Raw genomic sequence first — 24899 nt, forward strand, 5'->3', positions numbered from 1 at the left:
GGCAAAGAGCTATATGGCAGTAACATATGAATGTGAATAGGAAAGTTTGTTTCATATAACATATGAAAACAAAAGGATTAACGAATATTGAAAAGGAGATGATTCCAATGGATATGTCCCATGTAGATAACTAGCACTGCACACTAAGTAACGAGACATACTAAACAATGAAAAGGAGAGCACTCTATGAAAAAAAGATTTCTGGTACTCTGCAGCATGACACTATTCCTCTTGTCTGCCTATTCATCCACCTCTTTTGCAGATCAAAAGGCGGGGGAATCTAAAACCTATACGGTAGATGATATCAATAATGGCTTCACCAATTATTTAGTATAAATTAAACATAACTTTGAACTTCACAGCAAGAGGGAAAAATGAAAAAAACAAAGTTTGAGATTTTGATTTTTATATGTATGATACTTTTGGGATTAGGGTGTTTTCTTATTGCCACGAAAAATAACCAATATAATTTTTTCGAGGATATTTTATCACGTTATCCCGAAGAGAATATTGCAGGAACTCTTATGGTAGATTTAACACATGATGGTAATGATGAGTTACTTGTTATAAGCCAGGATGCCTTGGAAATCACATTGGAAATATATGCTATAATAGATGGCAATCCTATTGTAATATATAAAGACCATGCCTCTGATAACCATGCTGGATGGCGTTGGTACTATTTAACTGTTGTTGACCATAAAAACTATATCCTACAGTATACACCTGAGATATGGAATGGCATAGGAAATTACCATTTTGAAATATTTTCCTTTAATCAGAAGGGCCAGAAAGAAATATTAGAGACACAGGAACTGCCATATGATTCGATACATACTTCAGAGGATAATAAGCAGGATTTATTAATCAAAACACAGAATTTTAAAGCTATCTATGAAAAATGGCAAACCAACAGCATACCATTGATTACCATAGGCAGCGATCCGCTAACCGGTGATAATGATAATTATGTCCTGGAGAAAAAAAGTAATATTGAATAATTCCTATATAATTCCGAAAAAATAGTAGAAAAGCGGGATTTCCATGTGATTGTGATAAGTGTCCTACATCTTTGTGACATGTTTACCTACATCGACAATATATTATGGCATTTTTTGTTTTGAAAGCCGGAATATTGACATTGGGGATGGAATAGGGTATGATATGGATAGATTTCCAACTATTCGTGAAAGAACAGTTTATCGAATAGTTATGGCGAAATTCCGGTGATTTGCCACGTTTTCCATGAAATGAGGTTTTCTAATGAAATTACAAAGACTTTTAAGCCTGGTTCGTCAGGCTGTTGATGATTATGCTCTTATCGATGATCAGGATCATATTGCTGTCGGTGTCTCCGGCGGCAAGGACAGTCTGGCTCTTCTCTATGCGCTCCATGAACTGCAGCGCTTTTACCCGAAACATTTTACGCTTCATGCATTCACAGTCGATCTCGGATTCGGAATTCAGGATTTTAGCGGCATAAAGACCTTTTGCGACGGCTTTCAGGTTCCTCTCACGATAATCCCCACCGAGATCGGAAAAATCGTTTTTGAGACCCGTAAAGAGTCCAATCCATGCTCTCTGTGTGCGAAAATGCGCAAAGGAGCCCTAAATCTTGAGGCAAAGGCCGCCGGATGCAATAAGATCGCTTACGCGCATCATAAGGATGATATTATTGAGACGATGCTGTTGTCTTTAATGTTCGAAGGACGTTTTTATACGTTCCCGCCAAAAACATTTTTGGACCGCACAGAGCTCACAGTGATCCGCCCTCTCATGTATGTCTCTGAGGCGGATGTGATCGGATTTAAGAATAAGTATAATCTTCCTGTGTGCAAAAATCCATGCCCCGCGGATGGACATACGAAACGCGAATATGTTAAAAATTTAACCAAGCAGTTAAATAAAGATAATCCGGGAATTAAGGAACGGTTGTTTCATGCGGTAATTTCCGGAAATATTGAAGGGTGGAATTCTGGAAATATCGGAATGGATGAAATTTGCCATGAAAATGACCGTGAAAGCAAGAATAAAAAGGAGGAATTCTGATGGCCACACTCTCCTACCATGAACAGAAGAATATAGAAAATACAAAAAAGCTCCGGGAACTTCAGAAAGAACTCCCCTATTTCTGCACGGATTTCTTCCGTGGAATTGAAGCAAGTACCTCTGTAAGGACCAGGATCGCGTATGCACATGACCTGAAAATCTTTTTTCAGTTCTTAAAAACTGCAAATCCCAGAACTTTTGATAATCCTGCACATACTCTTACGCCGGGTGATCTTGAAAAATTGACGGTATCAGATCTCGAAGAATATATTGATTATCTGAAGTGTCATCCCAGCGATACCTGTGAAGACGTTGTCAATACAGAACGTGGACTCATGCGAAAGGTCTCTTCTCTCCGCAGCTTTTACAGTTATTTCTTCCGAAATGAGCTGATCGAGAAGAACCCCGCCGCTCTCGTGCGCATGCCGAAGCTCCACGAAAAGGAAATTATCCGTCTGGAGATCGATGAGGTGGCAAAGCTGCTCGATGAGGTCGAGGAAGGTGATAAACTGACTGAGAAGCAGAAACTTTACCATGAGCGAACAAAAGTTCGGGATCTTGCCATGATGTCACTCCTTCTGGGAACCGGCATCCGCGTCTCCGAATGCGTTGGATTAAATATCAATGACATCGACCTAGATACCTGCGGTGCCAGAGTCTACCGGAAAGGCGGCAAGGAATCCGTGATCTATTTCAGCGACGAAGTCCGCGACGTGCTGGAAGACTATCTGGACGAGCGCGAAATGATCGATGCCGTCCCTGGAAATGAGGACGCCCTTTTTCTCTCCATGCAGCGAAAACGGATCAATGTGCGCAGCGTGGAAAATCTCGTAAAAAAATACGCGAAACTTGTCACACCGCTGAAAAAGATCACCCCGCATAAGCTCCGCAGCACCTACGGTACCAGCCTTTATCGTGAAACAGGCGATATCTACCTCGTTGCCTCCGTCTTAGGCCATAATGATGTCAATACGACAAGAAAACATTATGCGGCTCAGGAAGAAGAACGCAGACGGTCGGCGCGGAACGTTGTAAGGCTGCGCGAAGATTGACATATAAATGAAAAAGTAAAAAAATTTTTTCGATGAAAAAGGCTAATTTCGTACTTTATTTCCGTGTAAAGTGAAAACTACCGTTAATCTGCGTTGACATGACATTTGCAACTTACTATGCCAAGAAACGCGGAGAAAGCAAACCACATCGAGTAGCCATTACTCATATGGTCAAAAGGCTTATTTAGAGTCATCTATGCATTGGAGAGGCAAGATATCGACTTTAATGCACAGAAACTTCGTTAATCTCTATTGGATTCATACTAATTTCTCCCATCTGAAATACGATGTATTCAGATGGCTTATTAAAGTTACCATTTTTACAATTCAAAAAAGGTTCAAAATTCTCTTGACTGTTTATAGTTTGTCACCTCCTGGTCTATTTTCTTTCACACTATCACCTCCAGAATCACACGCGCTCAAATGACAGATATCTCGTTCCCTGAAACGTAAGTTTCCCAATGTCGCCTTCCGCCAGCATTCCGTATTCTCTGCCAGAAACCGGCAGTTCCATCCGGTCACCGCTCTCTACCTGAAACGTGACATAGTAGCTGGTACTTGAAGTCGAATGGTAGCCATGCGTTCCAGACAGGTCGCCCGCATTTGCAGGGCTATGATGTGTGATATTTTCACGCTTTGCGACGATGGTTGCACTCACTGACAAACGCGGTGACTGATTGTTTTTATGCCATGTTCCGATTCCTGTCACAAACTGGAAGATGATCATGCCAAAAACCATTACGAAGATAATCGGAAACATAAACCCAAACAGCATAAACATATAGCTCACCTCTTCTTCATCTTTCGTCCAATGATTACTCTGAGCACAAAACAAACCTAGAAAGGAGTTATTCTGATACCTATGATACCATATAAACAGCTTTCTTTGGCAGATATTTTTTCAGATTGCCAGAAAAATTTGAAAATGACAAACCTGCGTTTCTTTCTCTATTAGAAACATATATCGATATTGTATTCCATTTCTGGGTTATACTCGCTTATAGATAATTGGTTCATCATATCCAAAAGTTTTCTTTCCATTAACTTCTATGCTTTCAGATACCTCCAGACAACTATCAGAAAACTTTTCCCAAAGCTTAAATGTCATTACCGGTGAAAACTGGCTTGTACTGCCTCCTTCCCAGATTCCATCTTTTTCATGATAGAGCGCCGGAGTGAATTTTTCAGATTTTTTCAATTCAGTGTAGTCAGCATTTTTCATAGAATCATATGAAAACGTACTTTTATCTTCTCCTTCTGGTATTTCATAAGAATACAACACAATTCCATCTTCTTTCTCTGTAATAAGGAAAAGATGTGGGGAAGCATGGCGTTTACCATTTGTCTCATAGTAGCTTTCTTCAACAACAAATTTACCATTAAAATCTTTAGGAAGATTCAAAATTTTCTCATTACAGATTGTATTAATGTGTTCTGCATAAGGATATGTTTTCCCTTCTCTCTGCATATTATCAAACTGCTCTTTGTTATTAAAGTGTCCCGTCATCATATTAATAAAATTATCGAGCTTCATCATGCTTTTTACCTCCAAATCCCAATTTGTTACTCACATGATATCATATTTTTTCTTCAATGTCATCCATCTAATTTTAGTACACTGCCATTCGGCTTGCTTCTGCAACCGGCATCCGTTTAATCTTCTCCTGCATTGTTTCCGTTGCATCTTCATTGAAATGATAACGGACAACATAGCTTCTTGCAATGTCCCATTCCTTAATGGTTTGCCGCAGCGTCTCGACGGTCTGTTTTTTCTGCTCATTAATGTTCCGGTTTAAAGCCTGCGTTTCTTCCTTGGTTGTAGTAGATTCCTGCCAGCCTCTGTTCACGATCATTTTCCTGGATCTTCTGTTGGTTCTTGAAGTCTCTGACTGCTTTTCCTATAACGGCAAGGGTTTCCGTCTGCAACTTCCGTTCTGGATTTTTCTTTGTGGATACAGAAAGCTCTTTTCCATTAATAGAACCGTTTATAACAACATATCTTTCACGCATTTACTCCGATAGTCACTCGGCGATATTTTGTATCTTTCTTTAAATGTTCGGTTAAACGTTCTTTGACTTTCAAATCCACTATCCAGACAAATATTTGTAATAGAATCCCTCGTATTTTCCAGACGATAACAAGCGTAGTTTAACCTTGCATCATTAAGATATTGATTGAAATTTCTATGGAATATTTGAGAAAAAAGCCTAGATAAGACATATTTGCTTACCCCCAGATCTTTTGCCATCTCTTCCAGCGAAAACTTTTTTTTGAAATTTGCTGATATATAGGAAACCGTCTGGTAAATCAGATCCCTGCTTCCCACATTACTCTTTTCTACCAAATTCAATTTTCCCATGCAACGTGCTAACACAATCTGAAGATATGCCTGTGCAACAGTTATATCTGGCTGTTCTGTCTCTAAAATTGCATTTATAACTCTATATACCTCTTGTTCAACCTTTTCCGCTCTGATAATCGGATATTCGGGGGCCATGGATTGCATGATATCTGCAAATTTACTAATCACTAATGGCGATGCAATCAGATAAATGGCCGTATTTACACCGGGTGTCAGTACCTGATAGTGATGAATGATATCTGGAAATACAAATCCAATATCTCCTTTTTCCATATGGTAAAGTTCCTGTCCGACACCAAGCTCTAATGCTCCATTTGTTACACATACAATCTCCAGTGCATTATGAAGATGAGGTTCAATATGTTTTGACTTCTTATTGACCGCTATAATTTCCTCTTTTGTGTCAACATATTTTAACTGCATGAAATACTCTCCTTTGCAACATTTGTCTATATCTTCTTTCGATTTGGCAAGCAATCCTTTTTTATCTATCCTATAATCGACTTGTAAACAAGGAAAGGAGGAATTGCAAATGAGCAACCTTAAAAAATACCTGAATGACCTTTTACTATTCTACACAGAATATTTTGCGCATCCATACCATGTATAAATACTAAACAGACTGTTTTGTGAAAACTGAATATTTTGCTTAAGACCATTTCACAAAATGATGTGGTCTTTTTTATAAAAAATCAGCTGATCAATCATTTTACTGCCCTTATATTATGCTTCATAACCATTCGGATGATTTCTATGCCATTTCCATGCAGTTGTAATAATCGTCTCAAGATCATCAAATTTAGGATTCCATCCAAGAATCTCTTTCGCTTTCGAACTAGATGCAATCAGCGTTGACGGATCTCCTGCTCGTCTGGTTTCTTCCTTTGCGGGAATCGGGTGTCCTGTTACTTTTCTAGCTGTCTCCACAACTTCCTTTACCGTAAATCCAACTCCATTACCCAAATTAAAAATATTACTTTCATTTCCGTTTCTTAAATATTCCATGGCAAGAATATGAGCCTGTGCAAGGTCATTCACATGGATGTAATCCCTTACGCATGTACCATCTTTTTTCTCCTGCGGCAATCAACTCATACACAGTATGAGAACCAATATAACCAGCTCCGCCTAATACCAAAATACTGCTCATAGATCATTTCTCCTTTTCTTTTTTTGATTAGTACTGAAAATATTTATATAGAAAAAGCATTGCCTCATTGAACAATGTTCAAACAATGCTTTTTCCCTGTCAAATGCTAATTCATGTCTGATGCATCTGTTATTTCATCTGCAGCAATTCTTTTTTCTGCTTTCAGTTTCTTGTTTGCACCTTCTACATTCATTCTTGAAAGTACAAACATAATCAATACATCAAAGATTAATGGAAGCCACAAATATATAAACTGCATCATATCAAGTGCGGATTGTGGCTGAGTTGCTTTTGTTCCGACATATCCACTGAGCTCAAGCATCCATCCAACAACAGCGGTTCCAATACCTCCACCGATTTTTACACCAAGAGAAGTACAAGAGTACATCGTTCCATCAATTCTCTTTCCCTGTGTAAGATAAGTGTATTCAGAGCAGGATGCAATAACAGCATTCATATCTCCCTGCCATGGTCCCTGACCTAAGGCTGCAAGAGCTGTAAACGCCATCATCAGCGGAACACTACCCATATATCCGGCAACAACAACAAGTGCTCTACCGATGACTGCTAAGACATAACCTCTTAAGTTCAGTTTATACATGCCTTTCCACTTACCAACTAATGTCGGTGTGAAAATCAAGGCAATGATCAGTGGAATATTTACTGCCCATGCAAATTGTCCAAACAAATTCTTATTTTTCAGTACCCATGTCATGTAATAAATGCCAGCTCCAATCATGGCACCATATAACTGCTGTAAAATATATGTTCCACAAATCATCATGTAATATTTGTTTTTGACAAGAAGCTTGAATGCCTGTACCATTCCGTACTTTTCATTATCATTCTTTACTTCTCCTTCATTAAGTTCCTCCTCCGGAAGTTCCTTAACAGAAAGTGCTGAAATCGTATTTACGACCAGACCAATGATTGCATAGATAATAGCAACCGTTCTCCATGCCGCAGCATCTCCACCGCATTTATCTACAAATCCAACTGTAATCGCCTGAATCAGAAGACTTGTTGAAAATGCAAAAATAAAACGGTAAGATCCCATCTGTACACGCTCTTTGCTGTTCTTTGTAATCAGTGACGTAAGTGCTGAGTACGCAATATTGTTTGCTGTATAAAACACACCATTTAACAGTGTATAAGAGATAAAGAACCATGCATATTTAGCAGTCGTCCCCAAGCTGACTGGTACCGCAAAACAGCAGACTAATGTAATGGCGCAGCCAATATATCCATACAGCATCCAAGGCTTTGCTTTTCCCATTTTACTGTGTGTTTTGTCAATCATTGATCCAAAAAATATATCCGTGAAACCATCAAATAGTTTTGATACGGCAATCAGGGTACCTACGACACCTGCAGCAAGTCCTACTGAGTCTGTCAGATAGGGCATCATGAAGGATGTCAGGAACGCATAGACTACATTACCTGCAATATCACCCGAACCATATCCAATTTTGTTATACCATTTTAAATACTTTTTTTCTCCCATAGGACAACCATACTCTCCTTCCTTGTTTACAGGTCACCTGAAATTTTATTACCCCTTTACATACGGTACCAGAGTAAACTGGAACCGGAACAATACATCATCAAATCGGTACTGATCCAATACAACCGGGCCACAACTATTAGAGCCAATTCCATTTAATGCATAATCAACACAAAATACTACACTATCTGATTCTGTCAATTCATAATTATGCGTTTTCTTCTCAAGTTCTTCCTGTGTATAATAAGAAGCATTAAATGAGAAAGCGTTTTCCGCAGATACCACAATGCCATATCGGCTGTTGTTAAGTTCTACGTATTCACAATCATAATGACTACCATTTTCCTGTGGGCGGATATAATCCTCATGCAGGTCACCTACATTTGCCCGATACAGGCCATGACTCGCAGCCTGATGCTTATCTCGATAGCTTTCCTGTGGTCCCATTCCAAAGTATCTGGCATCTGTAAGTTTCTTGTCCAGAAACATTCTCACACCAAATCTCGGCAGATCCGGGAACTCATCATCTTTTGTTACTGCAATATCTGCATCAATCCGTCCAATGTCATCAATTTTCCATGCAATCATCACGTCAAGAATCTTCTGTACTGTTTTTGCCACAACAGAAGCATGGCTTATAATCTTTACCCCATCTCTTCCCTGCACGACCTCTGTCGTATAGGCTCTTGTATAAGCCCTATCATAATGTGCTTTCTTCCATTCAGACTTAATGTACATATCGTTATCTGTTGGAGCTCTCCAAATATTTAATTCCATCGGATGGTTCAGGTATTCCCGCCCTGCGAATTTCATCTCTGTAAAGAGTGCAGTACGTTTGTCTATGGTATAAGCAAATTCACGCCCCTTGATATGAATCTGTGTATCATTTTCATTTACCTGTAGTTCAGAGTCCACTGCTGTTTTTTGTAGCCATTTCTCTGCAAGTTTACATTTTGCATCATCTTTGCTTACCTCAATTTCATCAAATCCAAGAATATAGTTTTCATCCAGCAGTGGCAATTTCTTTTTCAGATGGTAAATAAATTTTAAATAACATTTTCCACTCTCTGGCACCTTGATTTTAAGGTCTATTTTTCCTTCACTGTGTGGTGCCGCTGAAACTTCTGAAAGTTTACCTTTGCTGACTACAAGCCCGTCCTGTGTCAGTTCATAATTGATCTTCACATAATCTTTCAAGTCATCAAAATCCATGTAGTTATGAAGTACCAGTTCTCCGCTTTCTTTGTTATAGGAAATAACTCTTGCCGGACGATAAACATTCTTGTATTCCAAAAGCCCTGTGTGCACCGTTCTGTCCGGATATACTAATCCATCCATGCAGAAATTACCATCATGGATTTCTTCGCCATGATCACCTCCGTAAGCGTAGATTGCCTTTCCATTCTCAGCAGTCCCATGAGCAATCGCATGGTCACACCATTCCCAAACAAAGCCGCCGCACATTTTATCGTTATCCTGGATCATCTGGAAATAATCTTCAAAATCTCCAGGACCATTTCCCATACTGTGACAGTACTCTACCAAAAGGAATGGTTTGCTTCCATCCTTGTCCAGATATTCCTGAATCTCAGAAAGAGCTGGATACATACGGCTGTACACATCCAGATTGCTGTAATCATATGTTTTATCGTAATTACGATATCTTGCACTCTCATATTGGGTGATACGGTCTGGATCAAATTTTTTTGTCCATTCCAATGCTTTTTCAAAGTTACAACCATATGCGCTCTCATTTCCCATTGACCACATGACAATACAAAAACGGTTTTTATCACGTTCCACCATGAGTTTCACACGATCAACGATTGCCTCTTCCCATACCGGGTTGTCAGCAATCTTTTCATTCCACCGTTTGAACCGGTTATAATCGGTGTCTTCTTTTCTGTAGAGCATAAATGGTCCATGAGCTTCAATATCTGCTTCATCTATCACCATAAATCCATACTTGTCACACATTTCATAGAAAAATGGTACATTCGGATAGTGGCTGGAACGGATCGCATTAAAATTATGCTGTTTCATTAACGTAAGATCCGTTATAATCTGTTCCCGGCTGATCGTAAACCCAGTAACCGGATCAGAATCATGACGATTGACTCCACGGAATTTAATCTTCTGTCCATTTAAGTAAATAGCCTGATCTTTAATCTCTATCTTTCTGAGTGCAATATGATCTACGATTACTTCATTTTCTGTCTCAAGAATCAATTTATACAGATATGGATTTTCTGTATTCCAAAGTTCCGGACTTGCAATTTCTAAAACAGCAGCTCCTTCTTCGGCAATACTTCCTACTGCTACAACTGCTCCGTTTCTGTCTTCTATCGAAATCTTTACATTTACTGGGAAGTAAAACTTCATGTCAAGTTCTACTTTTGCAATCATATCCTCAATTTTTGTTTTTATATGGTAATCGCTGATTGCCTGCTCCGGACGTTTTAAAATGTACACATCCCGGAAAATACCACTCATACGGAATTTGTCCTGGTCTTCCAGATAAGAACCATCACACCACTTCATTACTAAAACTGCCACGGTATTCGTTCCATCCTGAAGTACATCGGTAATATCAAACTCACTGGTCATATGTGAAACCTGACTGTATCCTACGTAAGAGCCATTGATCCATACATAAAAGCAACTGTCTACCCCTTCAAAGTTCAAAAAGGCTCTTGAAGCTTTCTCATCTCTGCTGTAATCAAAAGTATGCACATAAGCTCCACACGGAATATCCTGCGGCACGTATGGCGGATCAAACGGAAACGGATACCGGATGTTTGTATACTGATGCACATCATATCCTGCCATCTGCCATACACTCGGAACCTGAATCACATCAAAGTGTTCCGTATCATAATCCTTCTCAAAGAAAGAATCCTGAATGTCATAAATGCTGTTAAAATACTGGAATTTCCAAGTTCCATTCAATAACTGCATACGATCTGATTCTTCTCTGTGTTCCACCAGGTTATCCATTCTTTTGGATGCCGGAATATAATAGGCTCTGGCTGGCATTGTGTTTTCATGCAATACACTTAAATTCTCATAATAACGCGGTACAATCATAAATAGCTCTCCTCCAATACATATACTTTTTTGCTCTTTGTTCTCCCACAGAAAATCTTATCCTTTCCTTTTATTCTTACGTTTCTTTGTTTTCTAAATATAGATTATCCTAATCCGCAAAATATGTCTATGAATTAGATTGGACAAAATATGCACTAAATGATACAATAATAAAAAGCATGAAAAGAGGTGCCGTCCTATGTATATGAACGCCGGTTATTTGAACCACTCACATATGGATTTTAAAGACAAAAGTCGTCCACTGATTGTAGGAAGCTGTGGTACTTATCGTCTTTCCAGCCTTCCCAAGCTTCCCACCTACCGTCCAAGAGGACGTCTGGATTATCAGATTATATATATCTCTGCTGGTTGTGGACATTTCCATTTTGATAATGTAGATAACGAAACGATTGTTCCTGCCGGTAACGTTGTACTTTACAGACCAAAAGAACTTCAGAAATATGAATATTATGGAGAAGATAAGACAGAAGTATACTGGATTCACTTCACAGGAAGCGATGTGAAAAATATCTTACGCCAATATGGATTTCCAGATAAAGAACGTATCTTTCACGTTAGTTCATCTAACGAATATGAACGGATTTTCAAACGTATTATCATCGAGCTCCAACGCTGTCAGGATAATTATGAGGAAATGCTTGTCCTTTTGCTACGTCATCTTTTAATTAGCTTTCACCGGGAACTGACTAGAGAGCACATATCAAAAAATGAATATCTTGATCGTGAGATGGATATCGCTGTTACCTTTTTCAGTGAAAACTATCATCAGAATATCAATATTGACGATTATGCTGCCTCACGAGGGATGAGTGTCAGCTGGTTTATCCGAAATTTCAAAAAATTCACTGGTTCCACACCAATGCAATTTATTGTAGGAATCCGAATCACCAATGCTCAGATTTTACTTGAAACAACAACTTATTCCATCAATGAGATTTCTAAGATTGTCGGGTATGATAACCAGCTTTATTTCAGCCGACTCTTCCACAAGCTAAAAGGATATTCACCTAGAGAATACCAAAAGATAAGAAATAAGTTCTGAAAACCATAATATTATAAGAATCCAATTTATCTAAAAAGAGGATTAAAAATGTTATATTCCTAGTTTTCTTATCACAAGTTGCTTCATAAACTCGTTGCATAATTTAGATATTCTGTGTATGCTATGGTTAGTAGATGGGCTATATGCCTATCATGTGGACTGACACATAAAATCCGAATTTCTCTCCGGACTTCGGGTGCCGGACAGTTGGCTGGCAACGGAAAAACCAGTTTGCTTATCGGTTTTGTACTTTATGCTATAATCCTTGTATCTAAGCCATTTATTAACCCCTAACTATAAAGTACAAAATTTTTTACTTTTGATTGACATAATTATATTATGTAAACTATCTAAGTAAAAATTTAATTTATACTAAAATACTAAAAGCCGCTCGTTCCTTTTCATGGATCCGGGCGGCATATAAATTCTATTTGATGATTTGATATTCCAAAAATGAAATCAATTCATTTAAATTTAATTCTACATTCTTAGGAATCGTTAATTCCAGCATATTCGTCTGATCCTGGAGCCATAAATAGTCTCTCTGCTCCTCTTCTTCCGAATAATAATATTCAAAACCATCCTGTACTTCTTTTGAACCTGCGTCTGGATTGTTTCTGATCATTGTCTCCAAACCACTCTTTCCATCAGAAAGTCTGTGTGTAAATAGGACAAATCCATTGTCATAGTGGCAGGAAAAATATCCCTCCCGGACCTGAATGTCCTTCAAGGATGTCTTCCATGGATTGTTATCATTGATCCAGTAAATCCGCTCGGTTGGAAGTTCTGATCGTATATTAGGCGAGTCTGAAGTCTGATATGCATAGATAAAGCTCTCTAAATTTTTGTATGTATCCGGTGTGCTAAGCACGTATTCCTCTGTCTCTGTTGAGGTGTCTGCACTTTCATTCGTTTGGTTCAGGCAGCCAGAAATGAGCAGTGCGGCAGTCAAACATAATACCATATATTTTCTCATACCCTTACACCTCACTCATGAAATCCATTGCGGCTGCTCCATTTACTTCTCTTCCATCAACAAACGATACAACGTAGGTTCCGTATGAATCTCCTTCAGGATCGCCTCGATCGCCTCCCGGTTCTCCTTCCGTTTCCCCTGCTTCACTGCCCTGATCAAAAGATTCTTAGGCGTGTGCTCCATATCGATAAACTCCAGGATCTGCACCCGGTATCCCATAGCCTCCAGCACTTCCGCACGAAGGGCATCTGTATAAAGCGCTGCCATCCGCTCCTTGATAATTCCATAATGGAACACCGGTGCAAACAACTCGCTCTTCATCTGCTTATTCACCTCATGCTGACAGCACGGAACAGACAGGATCACCTTCGCGTTCCAGCGGACCGCCTTCTCCAGCGCGTAATCCGTCGCAGTATCGCAGGCATGGAGCGTCACGACCATATCGACCTCATCCGTTCCCTCGTAGGAAGCGATATCCCCATGAAGAAACTCCAGAGATTCATATCCAAATTTCTTCGCAAGACGGGAACAGTGCTCGATCACGTCCGTCTTCAGGTCCAGGCCTGTGATCCGTACCGGGTAGCCCTTTAAGACCTTGAGATAATAATACATCGCAAAGGTCAGATAAGACTTTCCACAGCCAAAATCAATGATCCTGGTCTCCTGATTCTTATCAAGCTTCGGAAGCACGTCCTCAATAAATTCCAGGAACCGGTTGATCTGGCGGAATTTGTCATATTTTGCGTGGACGATTGCCCCGTCCTTCGTCTGGACACCAAGTTCCACAAGGAACGGAACCGGGATTCCCTCTTCCAGGATATACCGTTTCTTTCGGTTATGGGAAAGTCCGTTCGCCCATGCAGTCTGAAGAGCCGCATCCGAACCGCCGGTGGACCCGCTATCCTGGCCGGAAGCGGAAGCTGCCACGTTTGCCATAGCAGCCTTCTTCTTCACCTTCACGGTAATCTTCCCCTTCTTGCTCACAAGAACCGTCCCACTCTTATCCTGTGCCTCCAGCTGAAGCTGCCGGAAGCTTGTCTCCATAAGACCTTCCAGATAATCCACCGCTTCCTCCGCGGTGAGATTCTTGTGGAATGCCTGCTTTCCGATAAACTCCTCTGCCTGAAAATGCAGGACACCTTTCGTCAGCACCGGACGGATCTTGGCTTTCAGAAAATCGTTCTTCTCCGCCTGTCCGCTGGCCGTAACCTGCATCAGACGCTCATTTAAAAAATCAGTGAGTACACTGTGAATCTCTCTCTTTTCCATCACTTCTTCTCTCCCCAACCGCCGCGCAAAAGCTCCGGCTCATCCATCAGATGGGCGAAATCGTTAAAACGGTTTAACAACATCTCCCCGTCGGACTCCCGGTAATAAAATTCCGTGATCCCGCAGTTTTCCAGATGCTTCGCGAGCAGCGGAACATATGCGCCGTCCATATGGAGATAATGGGTCACAAGACTCCGGATCACGCCCCCATGGGTGACGACAGCTACGGTCTCTGCGCCAGACTTTGCAATCTCATCCATGACCGGAACGGCCCGACGGATCACATCTGCAGCGTTCTCCCCGCCCGGATACGGAAGATCCTCCTTCATGGTAGCTCTGGCGGCAAAAAAATCCGCGTAGCGCTCCATGATCACATCGTCGGAAAGTCCCTCCAGCTCACCGAAGGAGATCTCCCTGAGACCTTCCCGGATGATCCGCGGTGCCTGGATCTTGTCATTGATAATATCGGCTGTCTCACATGCTCGGATCAGATCACTCGACCAGACGGCGTCAATGGATTCTTTTTTCAGCCTCTCCCCGAGAAGCTCTGCCTGCCGCTTACCAGCGTCGGAAAGCGGCACATTTACATTACAAAGCGGGCTGTTCTGCCTGCCGTGACGGATCAGATAGATTCTCATAGTTTCTCCTGTTTAGTTCTTAAAGCTGTGGATCGGAGCCGGAATCCGTCCGGTTCTGCTTACAAATTTCTCACAGCTGAATGAGTTCACTGGCATGATCGGCGCATGTCCTAAAAGACCGCCGAACTCTACCGTCTCGCCCACACCTTTTCCGATTACCGGGATCAGGCGGACTGCTGTTGTCTTCTGGTTTACCATGCCGATCGCCGCCTCATCCGCGATGATTCCGGCGATGGTTGCGGCACTTGTGTCTCCCGGAACCGCGATCATGTCAAGACCCACGGAGCATACGCAGGTCATTGCCTCCAGTTTCTCGATGGTAAGAGCGCCCTCGTTGACCGCATCGATCATTCCCTGGTCCTCGCTGACCGGAATAAATGCACCGGAAAGTCCGCCGACGTAGGAAGATGCCATAACGCCGCCCTTCTTTACCTGGTCATTTAACATAGCGAGGGCAGCCGTTGTCCCCGGTGCGCCTGCTCGCTCTAAACCGATCTCCTCCAGGATCTCAGCAACGGAATCGCCCACAGCCGGAGTCGGCGCTAAAGACAGGTCGATAATACCGAACGGGATACCGAGGCGTGCGGATGCCTCTTTCGCAACAAGCTGGCCTACACGGGTGATCTTGAATGCAGTCTTCTTAATCGTCTCACATAACGTCTCGAAATCAGCACCGCGGACAGACTGCAGCGCTGTTTTTACAACACCAGGTCCGGAAACACCTACGTTAATGATTGCGTCGGCCTCTGTGACACCATGGAATGCGCCTGCCATGAACGGGTTGTCATCCGGTGCATTGCAGAAAATAACAAGCTTCGCGCAGCCCAGACAGTCGTTGTCCTTTGTGTACTCCGCTGTTCTTACGACCATCTCGCCCATCAGACGGACAGCGTCCATATTTAAGCCGGTCTTTGTGGAACCGACGTTGATGGAGCTGCAGACGAAATCTGTCTCTTTTAACGCCTGCGGGATGGAACGCATCAGATTCTCATCGGCTGTTGTCATGCCCTTTGAAACAAGTGCGGAATATCCGCCGATAAAATTGACGCCTACGGTTTTTGCCGCGCGGTCGAGAGTCTTTGCGATGGTCACAAAATCTTCCGGACTCTTGCATGCAGCACCGCCCACCAGGGCGATCGGAGTCACGGAAATACGCTTATTGACAATCGGAATTCCAAAATCGCGCTCAATCTGTTTTCCTGTCGGAACAAGATCCTTTGCGAGAGTCGTGATCTTGTTGTAGATCTTTTCGTTTAACTTGTCAAGATCGGAGTCACAGCAATCCAGAAGGCTGATGCCAAGGGTGATGGTGCGGACATCCAGGTTCTCGTGCTCGATCATATTGTTAGTCTCGTTTACTTCCAGACGTGTAATCATAATCTTTTCCCTCTCCCTAATCAAATACGGTGCATTTTTGTAAAGATCTCTTCACGCTGGCACTTGATGTTGACGCCGATTCCAGCGCCGATCTCGTCGAGACCGGAAGCCATTTCATCGAATGAAACGCTTGCGCCGCTTCCGTCCACGATCATCATCATATTGAAATACTCCTGAACGATGGTCTGCGAAATATCAAGGATGTTAATTTTATGGTCCGCAAGATATGTACATACCTTTGCGATGATGCCGACGGTGTCTTTTCCTACTACGGTGATAATTACTTTATCCATGGAAATTTTCCTCCTTGTGTTGTGCCTTCCGCGTATCTTAATTCGATCCGACCCGGCAGATATGTTCTACTGAAAGGCGGGGATCTCGGGAAAGGTAGCATTATACAGTGTTAAAGCATAAAAATTTTCTTAAAATATATCATTACATCCCATAAGATGCAAGCTTTTTTTAAGATGCACCAGCGTAAAGATATAAGTGAGTTACTGTACACAGATAGGAATTTTCCGAACTGAAAATTCCGTACAATACGCGGGATGCCCGAATATGCCAGGACATTCTCTCTGGCTACAGGCTGATGATCTCCGACATCTCGTCCCGTTTCGCCACAGCCAGATGGAAATCATCCGCGTGGTACGGGCAGTCCCCCATGTCGATCTCTAAGCGTACGGTCTCGTACGCCAGTTCCGGCATATTGTTCTCCTTGCTCAGATGGCCGAGTAATATATGTTTCAATCTGCCGCTCAAAATGCAGTTCAAAAGACGCCCTGCGTTTTCGTTGGAAAGATGTCCGAAATCCCCCATGATGCGGCGCTTTAAGTAGTACGGATACGGTCCCGTCTCCAGCATCCTGAGATCATGGTTGGACTCCAGAAGCACCGCGTCCAGATCCAGCAGATGGTCGACGGTATACTGATTAAAATGGCCGAGGTCCGTCGCTACCGCAACGGACTTGTTTCCCGACTGGATCCGGTATGCCACCGGGTCTGCGGCATCGTGGTCGATGTGAAATGGCTTGACTGTCAGATCCCCCAGGGCGAACTCCGTGTCCGGCAGGATCGGATGCAGAAGCTCTTCCGGATACTCTCCAAGACCCTTGATATTCTTAATCTCATTTAACGTCCCTTCCGTCGCGTAGATCGGGACTTCATATTTTCTCGCGAGGACGCCGAGTCCCTTCACATGGTCAGAATGCTCATGAGTGATGCAGATCCCGTCCAGCTCGCTTGTCTTTAATCCAACCTCGTTGAGCCCCTGCTCGATCCGCTTCGCGCTGATACCGGCATCGATCAGGATGTGGCTCTCCTCCGTTCCTGTGTAGATGCAGTTTCCACTGCTGCCGCTGGCGATACTAACAAATCTCATTCCAGAATCTCCTTCAGCTGTCGTTTTATCTCAGACTCATCCCCATTGTTGTCGATGACCCGGTCGCAGAGTGCCCGGTACTCTCCCTCCGATGCCTGCCTTCCGATGATGTCCTCACACTTTTCGCGGCTGTAGCCCCGGCTTGCCATGAGGCGGAGGATCCGGTTCTCCTTTGTCGTGTAGACGTACCAGAGTTCATCAAAGAGATCCTTCGGTGCAGTGTCAAAGACCGCTGCTTCGATGATCACAAGATGCTCCTCAGCCGCTTCTGCTGCCTCTTTCATGGTCTTCCACACAAGCGGATGGATAATGGAGTTCATGGTTCTCAAGGCATCCTTATTACGGAAGATCACATCCGCAAGTGCCTTCCGGTCCACGGATCCGTCCGGGGCAAGGAATGAGGTTCCGAGGGCTTCCGTGACTTTTTTCAGTCCCTCACTTCCCGGCTCCATGAGATCGTGGGCCACAAGATCCGCCAGAATGATCTTCGCCCCAAAATCCTCTTTCAATACCGCCAGCACACTGCTCTTTCCAGCGCCGACACCGCCTGTAATTCCAATAATTTTCTTCTTCTGTTCCATTTATTTCGCCTCAAACCAGTTCTTTCCGCCATGCATGTCGATCTCTAACTCCACCTTTAAGGATGCCGCATGGTGCATCTCCTCGGACAGGATCTTCATAACTGTCTCCTTCTCGTCCTCCGCCGTCTCGATGAGAAGCTCATCGTGTACCTGCAGGATCAGCCTGGAGCGGAGGTTCTCTTTTCTCAGTCTCTCGTCCACCCGGATCATGGCAATCTTGATGATATCAGCGGCGGTTCCCTGGATCGGGGAGTTCATCGCCACGCGCTCACCGAAGGACCGCTGCATAAAGTTCGAGGACTTTAATTCCGGCACCGGGCGGCGGCGTCCGAACATGGTGGTGACGTACCCCTGTTCCTTCGCGTGAGCCACAAGGCTGTCAAGAAATGACTTGACCTGTGGGTATGTCTCAAAATACCGCTCGATATACTCCATGGCCTCTTTTCTGGAGATGCTCAGGTCCTCGCTGAGTCCAAAGGCACTGATCCCGTACACGATCCCGAAGTTCACGGCCTTCGCGTTGCGGCGCTGCAGTGGTGTCACCTCGTTTAACGGGATATGGAACACCTGGGACGCCGTGATGGCGTGGATATCCTGGGCAGTCTTATAAGCCTCGATCAGGCGCTCATCGCCGGACATGTGGGCGAGGACGCGCAGCTCGATCTGGGAATAGTCGGCATCCAGGAACAGGAAACCATCCCGCGGGACAAAGACCTTCCGGATCTCCCGTCCAAGCTCCATGCGGATCGGAATGTTCTGGAGGTTCGGCTCCGTGCTGGAGATCCGGCCCGTCGCCGTGATCGTCTGGTTAAAGCGGCTGTGGATCCGGCCATCCTTTTTGATATATGTTCCCAGACCGTCCGCGTAGGTGGAATTTAACTTTGTATACTGCCTGTAATCTAAGATCTTCTGGATCACCGGGTAATCCGGGGCGAGCTTTTCAAGGACATCTGCAGCTGTTGAATAGCCGGTCTTTGTCTTCTTTCCACCCTTGATCTGCATCTTCTCAAACAGGATCTCGCCTAACTGTTTCGGGGAGTTGATATTGAACTCCTGTCCTGTCATCTCCCAGATCTCCTTCTCGAGAACGGCGATCTGCTTTTTCAATTTCCCGCCGTAGGCGGTGAGTTCTTCCCGGCGGACCGCAATTCCCTCATCTTCCATGTGGAATAACGTATAGATCAGCGGAAGCTCGATATTCCGGTACAGGTCCTCCATTCCTTCTGCTGCCAGACGCTCTGATAGCGGTTTCCCGGCAGCAAAAGCGGTGTAGGCCATAAGTCCCGCCATGCGGATAAAATTATCCTGTTCTTTCGCGCAGGCGTCCTTATAAGACATCTTTTTGATCAGGTCTGCCCTTGAAGGAACCGTCATGCCGAGAACATCCCTCGCAATGTCATCGTACCCATAAGTGTCCTTTAACGGATTTAAAAGGTACGCCGCGACACCCGCATCGTAAACGGTATCCCCGTAGGAAAGCTTCGCAAACGGCAAAGAATGCTTGAGATCCAGCACCCAGGCATGGCCTGTGCGGCAGAGCTCTTCATACTTTCCGGCGATATAGCTTTCTGTCATAAAGCCGCCGACCGGGAAAGTATAGCTTCCGGTCTCCTCAAAGCTTAAAGCGAGAGCTGTCACGGAGCCGTTCTCCGCGAGAAGCTCCATACCGATGCGCTCTTCTTTTTTTGCCTTTTCAAAGAGCGCGTCCGCCTCTGAGAAATCTTCCACGAGGACAAACTGCTTTTCCGGTCCGCTCTCATTCCTGATCCCCTCGCCGAATCTCGCTGCGATGGACTTAAACTCCAAACGTTTCATATATTCGTAAGCTTCCGGTGTGTAGAGATTTTCCAGCTTCGCGTCCGCCATGGAAAACTCAATGGGGGCATCGATACAGATTCTTGCAAGTTTCAGGGAGAGATCTGCAAGGTCCTTGTGTTCCTCCAGCGCCTTCTTTGCCCTGGGCGGTTTTACCTCCTCGAGATGGGCGTAGATGTTCTCCAGGTTCTGGTACTGTACGATCAGGTTTGTCGCCGTCTTCTCACCGATGGACGGAACACCCGGGATATTGTCAGACTGGTCGCCCATCAGGGCCTTCACCTCGATAAACTGCTCCGGTGTTACCTGGTACTCCCGGATCACGTCCTCCGGGTAATAGTTGTGTACTTCTGTGGTTCCACGGCTTGTCTTCGGAAGACAGATCCGGATATGGGTATCGGAAAGCTGTAAAAGATCCCGGTCTCCGGAGAGGATCGTCACCTCATATCCATCTTTCTGTTCACGTTTCGCGATGGTTCCAAGGATATCGTCCGCCTCATATCCCTCTTTTGTGAGGATCGGAACACCCATGGCCGTCAGGACTTCCTTCATAAGCGGTACCTGCTCGTGAAGCTCCTCCGGCATCGGTTTTCTTGTTCCCTTGTAGGCGTCGAACATCTTATGTCGGAAGGTCGGCGCTTTTAAGTCAAAGGCCACCGCCAGGTAGTCCGCTTTCTCCTCATCGAGAACCTTGAATAAGATATTTAAAAAGCCATAGACCGCGTTTGTGTGGAGACCTTCCGAGTTCGTCAGGTTCGGCACACCGTAGAACGCGCGGTTTAAGATGCTATGACCGTCGATCAGTACGAGTTTTTCCATGTTCACTCCTGTTTCACGATAATATTTATAAGCTTCCTATTACAAAAAGCCCATCGTCTTCCAGATCCGAAGCTGCAAAAGGATCATGACGACTAACGCCATTCCGCCCAGAGTCGTGACCGCGTAGGTCGTGATCTGGAATATGGAGATATGGCGCAGGGTCCGGTAGGATTCCGCTACCTTTCGTTTTAAATCTCCCACGATGTCGTATGTTCCATCCGCCTCGTCCAGCTTTTTTAAACCCACATCCACCATATAGTGGATCTCCAGCTCTTCCCTGCAGTTATCACACGTTTTAATATGGTCCAGGAAATCTTCCAGCTCCGTTGGGGACAGCTCATCCTTCATATACGGAACTACCATCTTTTCTGCTTCCACACAGGTCATGGAACACACTCCTTTCAGCTTTAATCTTAAGAAGCCCGCATAAATGCAAAAAGACACGACCATCTAATGAGAGTCATGTCTTTTCGTTTCTGCCGGCGGCCGGACTTGAACCGGCACGAAGTTACCCCCGTCAGATTTTGAGTCTGATGCGTCTGCCATTCCGCCACGCCGGCATATCTTCGCGGCTGTGTATTTCAACAGCCGCATATAATTCTATCATAAGAACATGAAAATTGCAAGGAGATTTTAGTGGTGGAACAGACGAATACCGGTGAATGCCATCGCCATTCCGTATTTGTTGCACACATCGATCACGTTGTCGTCACGGACAGATCCGCCCGGCTGCGCGATATACTTTACGCCGCTCTTGTGGGCGCGTTCGATATTGTCGCCGAACGGGAAGAAGGCGTCAGAGCCGAGAGCCACATCCTGCATCTTGTCGAGCCATGCGCGTTTTTCCTCTTTTGTGAATACCGGCGGTTTTTCGGTGAATACTTTCTGCCACTCACCGTCTGCGAGAACATCCATATACTCGTCCCCGATATAAACGTCAATGGCGTTGTCGCGGTCCGCACGTTTGATCTTGTCAATAAACGGAAGGTTTAATACCTGCGGAGCCTGACGGAGAAACCAGTTGTCTGCCTTCTGACCTGCAAGACGTGTACAGTGGACACGGGACTGCTGGCCTGCGCCGATACCGATGGCCTGTCCTCCCTTCACATAGCATACGGAGTTGGACTGGGTGTACTTTAAGGTGATCAGGGAGATCATAAGGTCGATCTTTGCGGAATCCGGGATCTCCTTGTTCTCTGTCACAACGTTCGATAAGAGATCCTTATCGATCTTTAAGTTATTTCTTCCCTGCTCGAAGGTCACGCCAAATACCTGTTTGTGCTCGATCGGTGCCGGAACGTAGGACGGATCGATCTGGATCACATTGTATTTGCCGTTCTTTTTCTGTTTTAAGATCTCAAGAGCTTCCGGTTCATATCCCGGAGCGATCACGCCGTCGGATACCTCGCGTTTGATAAGCTTTGCGGTGTCAACATCGCAGACATCGGAAAGGGAAATAAAATCGCCGAAGGAGGACATACGGTCTGCGCCTCTTGCTCTCGCGTAAGCACTTGCAAGCGGGGAAAGCTCACCGAGATCGTCCACCCAGTAGATCTTTCTTAAAACTTCATCCATCGGAAGACCTACTGCGGCACCTGCCGGAGAAACATGCTTGAAGGAAGTAGCTGCCGGAAGACCTGTCGCTTCCTTTAATTCCTTAACGAGCTGCCAGCCGTTCAACGCGTCGAGAAGGTTGATGTAGCCCGGCTTTCCGTTTAAGACTGTGATCGGAAGATCACTTCCGTCTTCCATGTATACACGGGACGGTTTCTGGTTCGGGTTGCATCCGTATTTTAATTCCATTTCATTCATGATTTGTTTTTCTCCTTTTGATACGACTAGTGATTTTTATTTACAATTCTTGTCTCATACTTTCCGGTCTCGATATCGATGAATCTGACAAAGAGGGAAACCTTGTTGTCCTCATTCAGGCTCTCCCATACATTCTCTGTGAAGCTGTCGATATCGCCCTCAATGGCAATGCGCTTCGGCTCACCCTCAAAGCTCGGAAGCGGATTTCCGTCGTTCATGTAGGTGTGGATGAAACGTCCCTCACCGCTTAATGGCTTCTCATATGCGTATGTAAAGCGGCTGCAGCTATCCGGGTTTCCATCACTGCTCTTTAAGATGGACATCGCAAAGTTGTAGTTCCCGTTCTCAATGTGCATGATTCCGGAGATTCGCGGAGTGTAGTTCGGGCCGTCCGGCTCAAACTCGCGGCAGCGCAGGGACTGCTCAAAGGTCTGCTGGCGGTCCATTCCCTCGTAGATCGTATCTGTCTGGTCGCCGTTTGTCACGATGGTCTTATTTCCGAGAACACGCACCGGGGCGTAGATGATAAGGCTCGGGTCCTCTAATTTTGACGGATCAAACGCCTGTGTACGGATTCCTTCACCGTCCTCTACAAAGACACGGTTGCGGCTGTTGCTGCTTCTGCCCATGATAAAATATGCGGTCACAGCTGTTTTTCCATCGGCTGATTTTCCGATCACGATTCCTCTTCCCGGATAAGAATTGTTTTTTAACTCCTCTGAAAGTGATAATAACTTCATGGAAGTACTCCTCCTGTTTTCGTATAAGATCACCGGAATTTGTACCGGCGACGGGTTTTAATTTTATGATAACATACTTCCTGCAGATTGAGTATTTAAAATTACTTATCAACGATCCCGGCGTTTTCTTATGAAATGCTTTCATTTATTTAAAAAAATCGTAATGTGGCGTTCATGTACAAGAGGCAGGTCTTCATGATATAATATAACTGTCTTAGAAAGATAAACCTGGTACCGGACAGGCTTTCTTCCATTCGCCTATTCCGGTGCCGCATTAAAATACGATAAAAGGAGCTGATCTTCTTATGAGAAAAAATCTTTATAAATTTGCCGCTTTGACAATGTTTGCCGCATTATCCATCACCGCATGCAAAAAACACGAGGCTGTGGACATCTCTGGAATTCATACGTCCGCTGCGGAGACCATGGCGGAAACTACTTCCAATGAAACAAAGGCTGATCCGGCAGCAGACAATTCAAAAAGTGACTCCTCAAAAACTGATGCTTCAAAAGCCGGATCTTCTGAGGTCGAGACGCAAAAGGATTCCAACGCCTCCGACGCGTTAAGCGTGAAATCGAAGATCGCGACCGAAAAGACCGGAAAGGTCTCCATCGAATACCCGATCCTCTCCAATCTCCGTGATGCATCCATGACCCAGGCCGTCAATGAGCTTTTAAAGAAAGAGGCGACCTCGATCATCACTGCCTGGGAACTGGACACCGAAAAGGATGAGGTTTCCATCAACTGTGATCTGGTATCCCTCGATAAAAACAAGGCGGTATTTACATTCCACGGAATGGTAAACGTTGCAGAAACAGCCCATCCGTCAAATGTGCGCTATGCCGTCTCTGTGAACTTAAATACAGGATCACCAATCGGTCTGACTGCGTATGCAGATGCGGATTCCATCGCGGAATATCTTTCTTCCGATAACGTTGTGGTGGTAGAACCGGCGGATATAGCAGCTGAAGTAAAGGATTCCATCAAGTCCAGCGGAAAGGACCTCTGGCAGACTGTGTTTGCAGAATGTGATTTTACTTCCGTAAAGGACGGGACATTCCCGCAGGCGTTTTCCTACGAAAAGGACGGAGATATCTACCTGATCGTTCCGGTGAGCCATGCGGCGGGTGATTATGCCCTTGTAAAATATTCACCGGAAACAAAATAACAATAGACGCATCCGAAAACACGAAAAACGCATGAGTAAATAAATTGTGAACATGCCC

The 24899-nt window shown here is 44.3% G+C and carries 23 protein-coding genes, 1 tRNA gene and 1 pseudogene; 6 read left to right on the top strand and 19 right to left on the bottom strand.

Going from position 1 to position 24899, the window contains the following annotated elements; translation table 11 throughout:
* The first annotated feature begins 186 nt into the window (after nt 1–186).
* The 4 genes from DW826_RS18230 (at nt 187) to DW826_RS09645 (ending at nt 3101) form a co-directional block, all read left to right on the top strand.
* Complete coding sequence (locus tag DW826_RS18230; protein ID WP_158553069.1) at nt 187–336, top strand: hypothetical protein; 150 nt, start codon at nt 187–189, stop codon at nt 334–336.
* 38 nt (nt 337–374) lie between these two features.
* Complete coding sequence (locus tag DW826_RS09635) at nt 375–1001, top strand: hypothetical protein (protein WP_117470261.1); 627 nt, start codon at nt 375–377, stop codon at nt 999–1001.
* Between the two features lie 262 nt (nt 1002–1263).
* Nucleotides 1264–2049, top strand: a complete 786-nt coding sequence (locus tag DW826_RS09640; RefSeq protein ID WP_117552612.1) for an ATP-binding protein — start codon at nt 1264–1266, stop codon at nt 2047–2049.
* Nucleotides 2049–3101, top strand: coding sequence for a tyrosine-type recombinase/integrase (locus tag DW826_RS09645; RefSeq protein WP_015554543.1), 1053 nt, complete (start codon nt 2049–2051; stop codon nt 3099–3101). Before DW826_RS09640 ends, DW826_RS09645 begins: the two co-directional genes overlap by 1 nt.
* A 409-nt stretch (nt 3102–3510) precedes the next feature.
* Here DW826_RS09645 and DW826_RS09655 read toward each other — a convergent pair whose 3' ends face one another.
* The 7 genes and pseudogenes from DW826_RS09655 to DW826_RS09690 all read right to left on the bottom strand — a co-directional run bounded on the left by DW826_RS09655 (nt 3511) and on the right by DW826_RS09690 (nt 11205).
* Entirely contained in the window at nt 3511–3882 is a 372-nt protein-coding gene (locus tag DW826_RS09655; protein WP_117552613.1) for a DUF2500 domain-containing protein, read from the bottom strand.
* A 207-nt stretch (nt 3883–4089) separates the two neighbouring features.
* Nucleotides 4090–4638, bottom strand: a complete 549-nt coding sequence (locus DW826_RS09660) for a hypothetical protein (protein ID WP_117470258.1) — start codon at nt 4636–4638, stop codon at nt 4090–4092.
* 73 nt (nt 4639–4711) lie between these two features.
* Nucleotides 4712–4954: a transposon-encoded TnpW family protein gene (locus tag DW826_RS09665; protein WP_117552614.1), complete on the bottom strand. Its 243-nt coding sequence runs from the start codon at nt 4952–4954 to the stop codon at nt 4712–4714.
* Nucleotides 4955–5086: 132 nt separating this feature from the next.
* Nucleotides 5087–5887: an AraC family transcriptional regulator gene (locus DW826_RS09670; RefSeq protein WP_117552615.1), complete on the bottom strand. Its 801-nt coding sequence runs from the start codon at nt 5885–5887 to the stop codon at nt 5087–5089.
* 300 nt (nt 5888–6187) lie between these two features.
* Nucleotides 6188–6535, bottom strand: a pseudogene (locus DW826_RS09675) (GDP-mannose 4,6-dehydratase); the annotation flags it as partial.
* A 185-nt stretch (nt 6536–6720) separates the two neighbouring features.
* Complete coding sequence (locus tag DW826_RS09685; RefSeq protein ID WP_117552617.1) at nt 6721–8118, bottom strand: MFS transporter; 1398 nt, start codon at nt 8116–8118, stop codon at nt 6721–6723.
* 48 nt (nt 8119–8166) lie between these two features.
* A complete protein-coding gene (locus tag DW826_RS09690) occupies nt 8167–11205 on the bottom strand; it encodes a glycoside hydrolase family 2 TIM barrel-domain containing protein (protein ID WP_117552618.1) in 3039 nt (1012 codons plus the stop codon).
* 199 nt (nt 11206–11404) lie between these two features.
* Here DW826_RS09690 and DW826_RS09695 point away from each other — a divergent pair, with 199 nt between their 5' ends.
* A complete protein-coding gene (locus DW826_RS09695) occupies nt 11405–12268 on the top strand; it encodes an AraC family transcriptional regulator (RefSeq protein WP_117552619.1) in 864 nt (287 codons plus the stop codon).
* A 427-nt stretch (nt 12269–12695) separates the two neighbouring features.
* Here the strand turns inward: DW826_RS09695 and DW826_RS09700 are convergent, their stop codons facing one another.
* From DW826_RS09700 to DW826_RS09755, 12 genes are all read right to left on the bottom strand, one after another.
* Complete coding sequence (locus tag DW826_RS09700) at nt 12696–13244, bottom strand: hypothetical protein (protein WP_117552620.1); 549 nt, start codon at nt 13242–13244, stop codon at nt 12696–12698.
* A 42-nt stretch (nt 13245–13286) separates the two neighbouring features.
* Nucleotides 13287–14513 (bottom strand): SAM-dependent methyltransferase, encoded by a 1227-nt coding sequence (locus DW826_RS09705; protein WP_117552621.1) that lies wholly within the window; start codon nt 14511–14513, stop codon nt 13287–13289.
* On the bottom strand, nt 14513–15151 hold the full coding sequence (locus DW826_RS09710; protein ID WP_015554553.1) for a histidine phosphatase family protein: 639 nt from the start codon (nt 15149–15151) through the stop codon (nt 14513–14515). Before DW826_RS09710 ends, DW826_RS09705 begins: the two co-directional genes overlap by 1 nt.
* Nucleotides 15152–15163: 12 nt before the next feature.
* On the bottom strand, nt 15164–16528 hold the full coding sequence (locus tag DW826_RS09715; protein WP_015554554.1) for a PFL family protein: 1365 nt from the start codon (nt 16526–16528) through the stop codon (nt 15164–15166).
* 20 nt (nt 16529–16548) lie between these two features.
* A complete protein-coding gene (locus tag DW826_RS09720; RefSeq protein ID WP_015554555.1) occupies nt 16549–16821 on the bottom strand; it encodes an ACT domain-containing protein in 273 nt (90 codons plus the stop codon).
* A 286-nt stretch (nt 16822–17107) separates the two neighbouring features.
* The gene (locus DW826_RS09725) at nt 17108–17905 is read right to left on the bottom strand and encodes an MBL fold metallo-hydrolase (protein WP_015554556.1); all 798 of its coding nucleotides are present in this window, start codon (nt 17903–17905) and stop codon (nt 17108–17110) included.
* Nucleotides 17902–18486: a dephospho-CoA kinase gene (gene coaE / locus DW826_RS09730; protein WP_117552622.1), complete on the bottom strand. Its 585-nt coding sequence runs from the start codon at nt 18484–18486 to the stop codon at nt 17902–17904. The genes DW826_RS09725 and coaE overlap by 4 nt, the downstream gene beginning before the upstream one ends.
* Nucleotides 18487–21120, bottom strand: a complete 2634-nt coding sequence (polA, locus tag DW826_RS09735) for a DNA polymerase I (protein ID WP_117552623.1) — start codon at nt 21118–21120, stop codon at nt 18487–18489.
* Between the two features lie 39 nt (nt 21121–21159).
* Nucleotides 21160–21507, bottom strand: coding sequence for a zf-HC2 domain-containing protein (locus DW826_RS09740; protein WP_117552624.1), 348 nt, complete (start codon nt 21505–21507; stop codon nt 21160–21162).
* A gap of 90 nt (nt 21508–21597) precedes the next feature.
* A tRNA-Leu gene (locus tag DW826_RS09745) sits at nt 21598–21680 on the bottom strand.
* A gap of 73 nt (nt 21681–21753) precedes the next feature.
* Nucleotides 21754–22932 (bottom strand): phosphoribosylaminoimidazolecarboxamide formyltransferase, encoded by a 1179-nt coding sequence (locus DW826_RS09750; protein WP_117503917.1) that lies wholly within the window; start codon nt 22930–22932, stop codon nt 21754–21756.
* A gap of 26 nt (nt 22933–22958) precedes the next feature.
* Nucleotides 22959–23672 (bottom strand): IMP cyclohydrolase, encoded by a 714-nt coding sequence (locus DW826_RS09755; RefSeq protein ID WP_117552625.1) that lies wholly within the window; start codon nt 23670–23672, stop codon nt 22959–22961.
* A gap of 305 nt (nt 23673–23977) precedes the next feature.
* Here DW826_RS09755 and DW826_RS09760 point away from each other — a divergent pair, with 305 nt between their 5' ends.
* Nucleotides 23978–24841, top strand: coding sequence for a hypothetical protein (locus tag DW826_RS09760; protein WP_117552626.1), 864 nt, complete (start codon nt 23978–23980; stop codon nt 24839–24841).
* Nucleotides 24842–24899 lie beyond the last annotated feature (58 nt).

Origin of the sequence: Clostridium sp. AM34-11AC, from assembly GCF_003435375.1 — a bacterium.
Lineage (GTDB): Bacteria > Bacillota > Clostridia > Lachnospirales > Lachnospiraceae > Pilosibacter > Pilosibacter fragilis.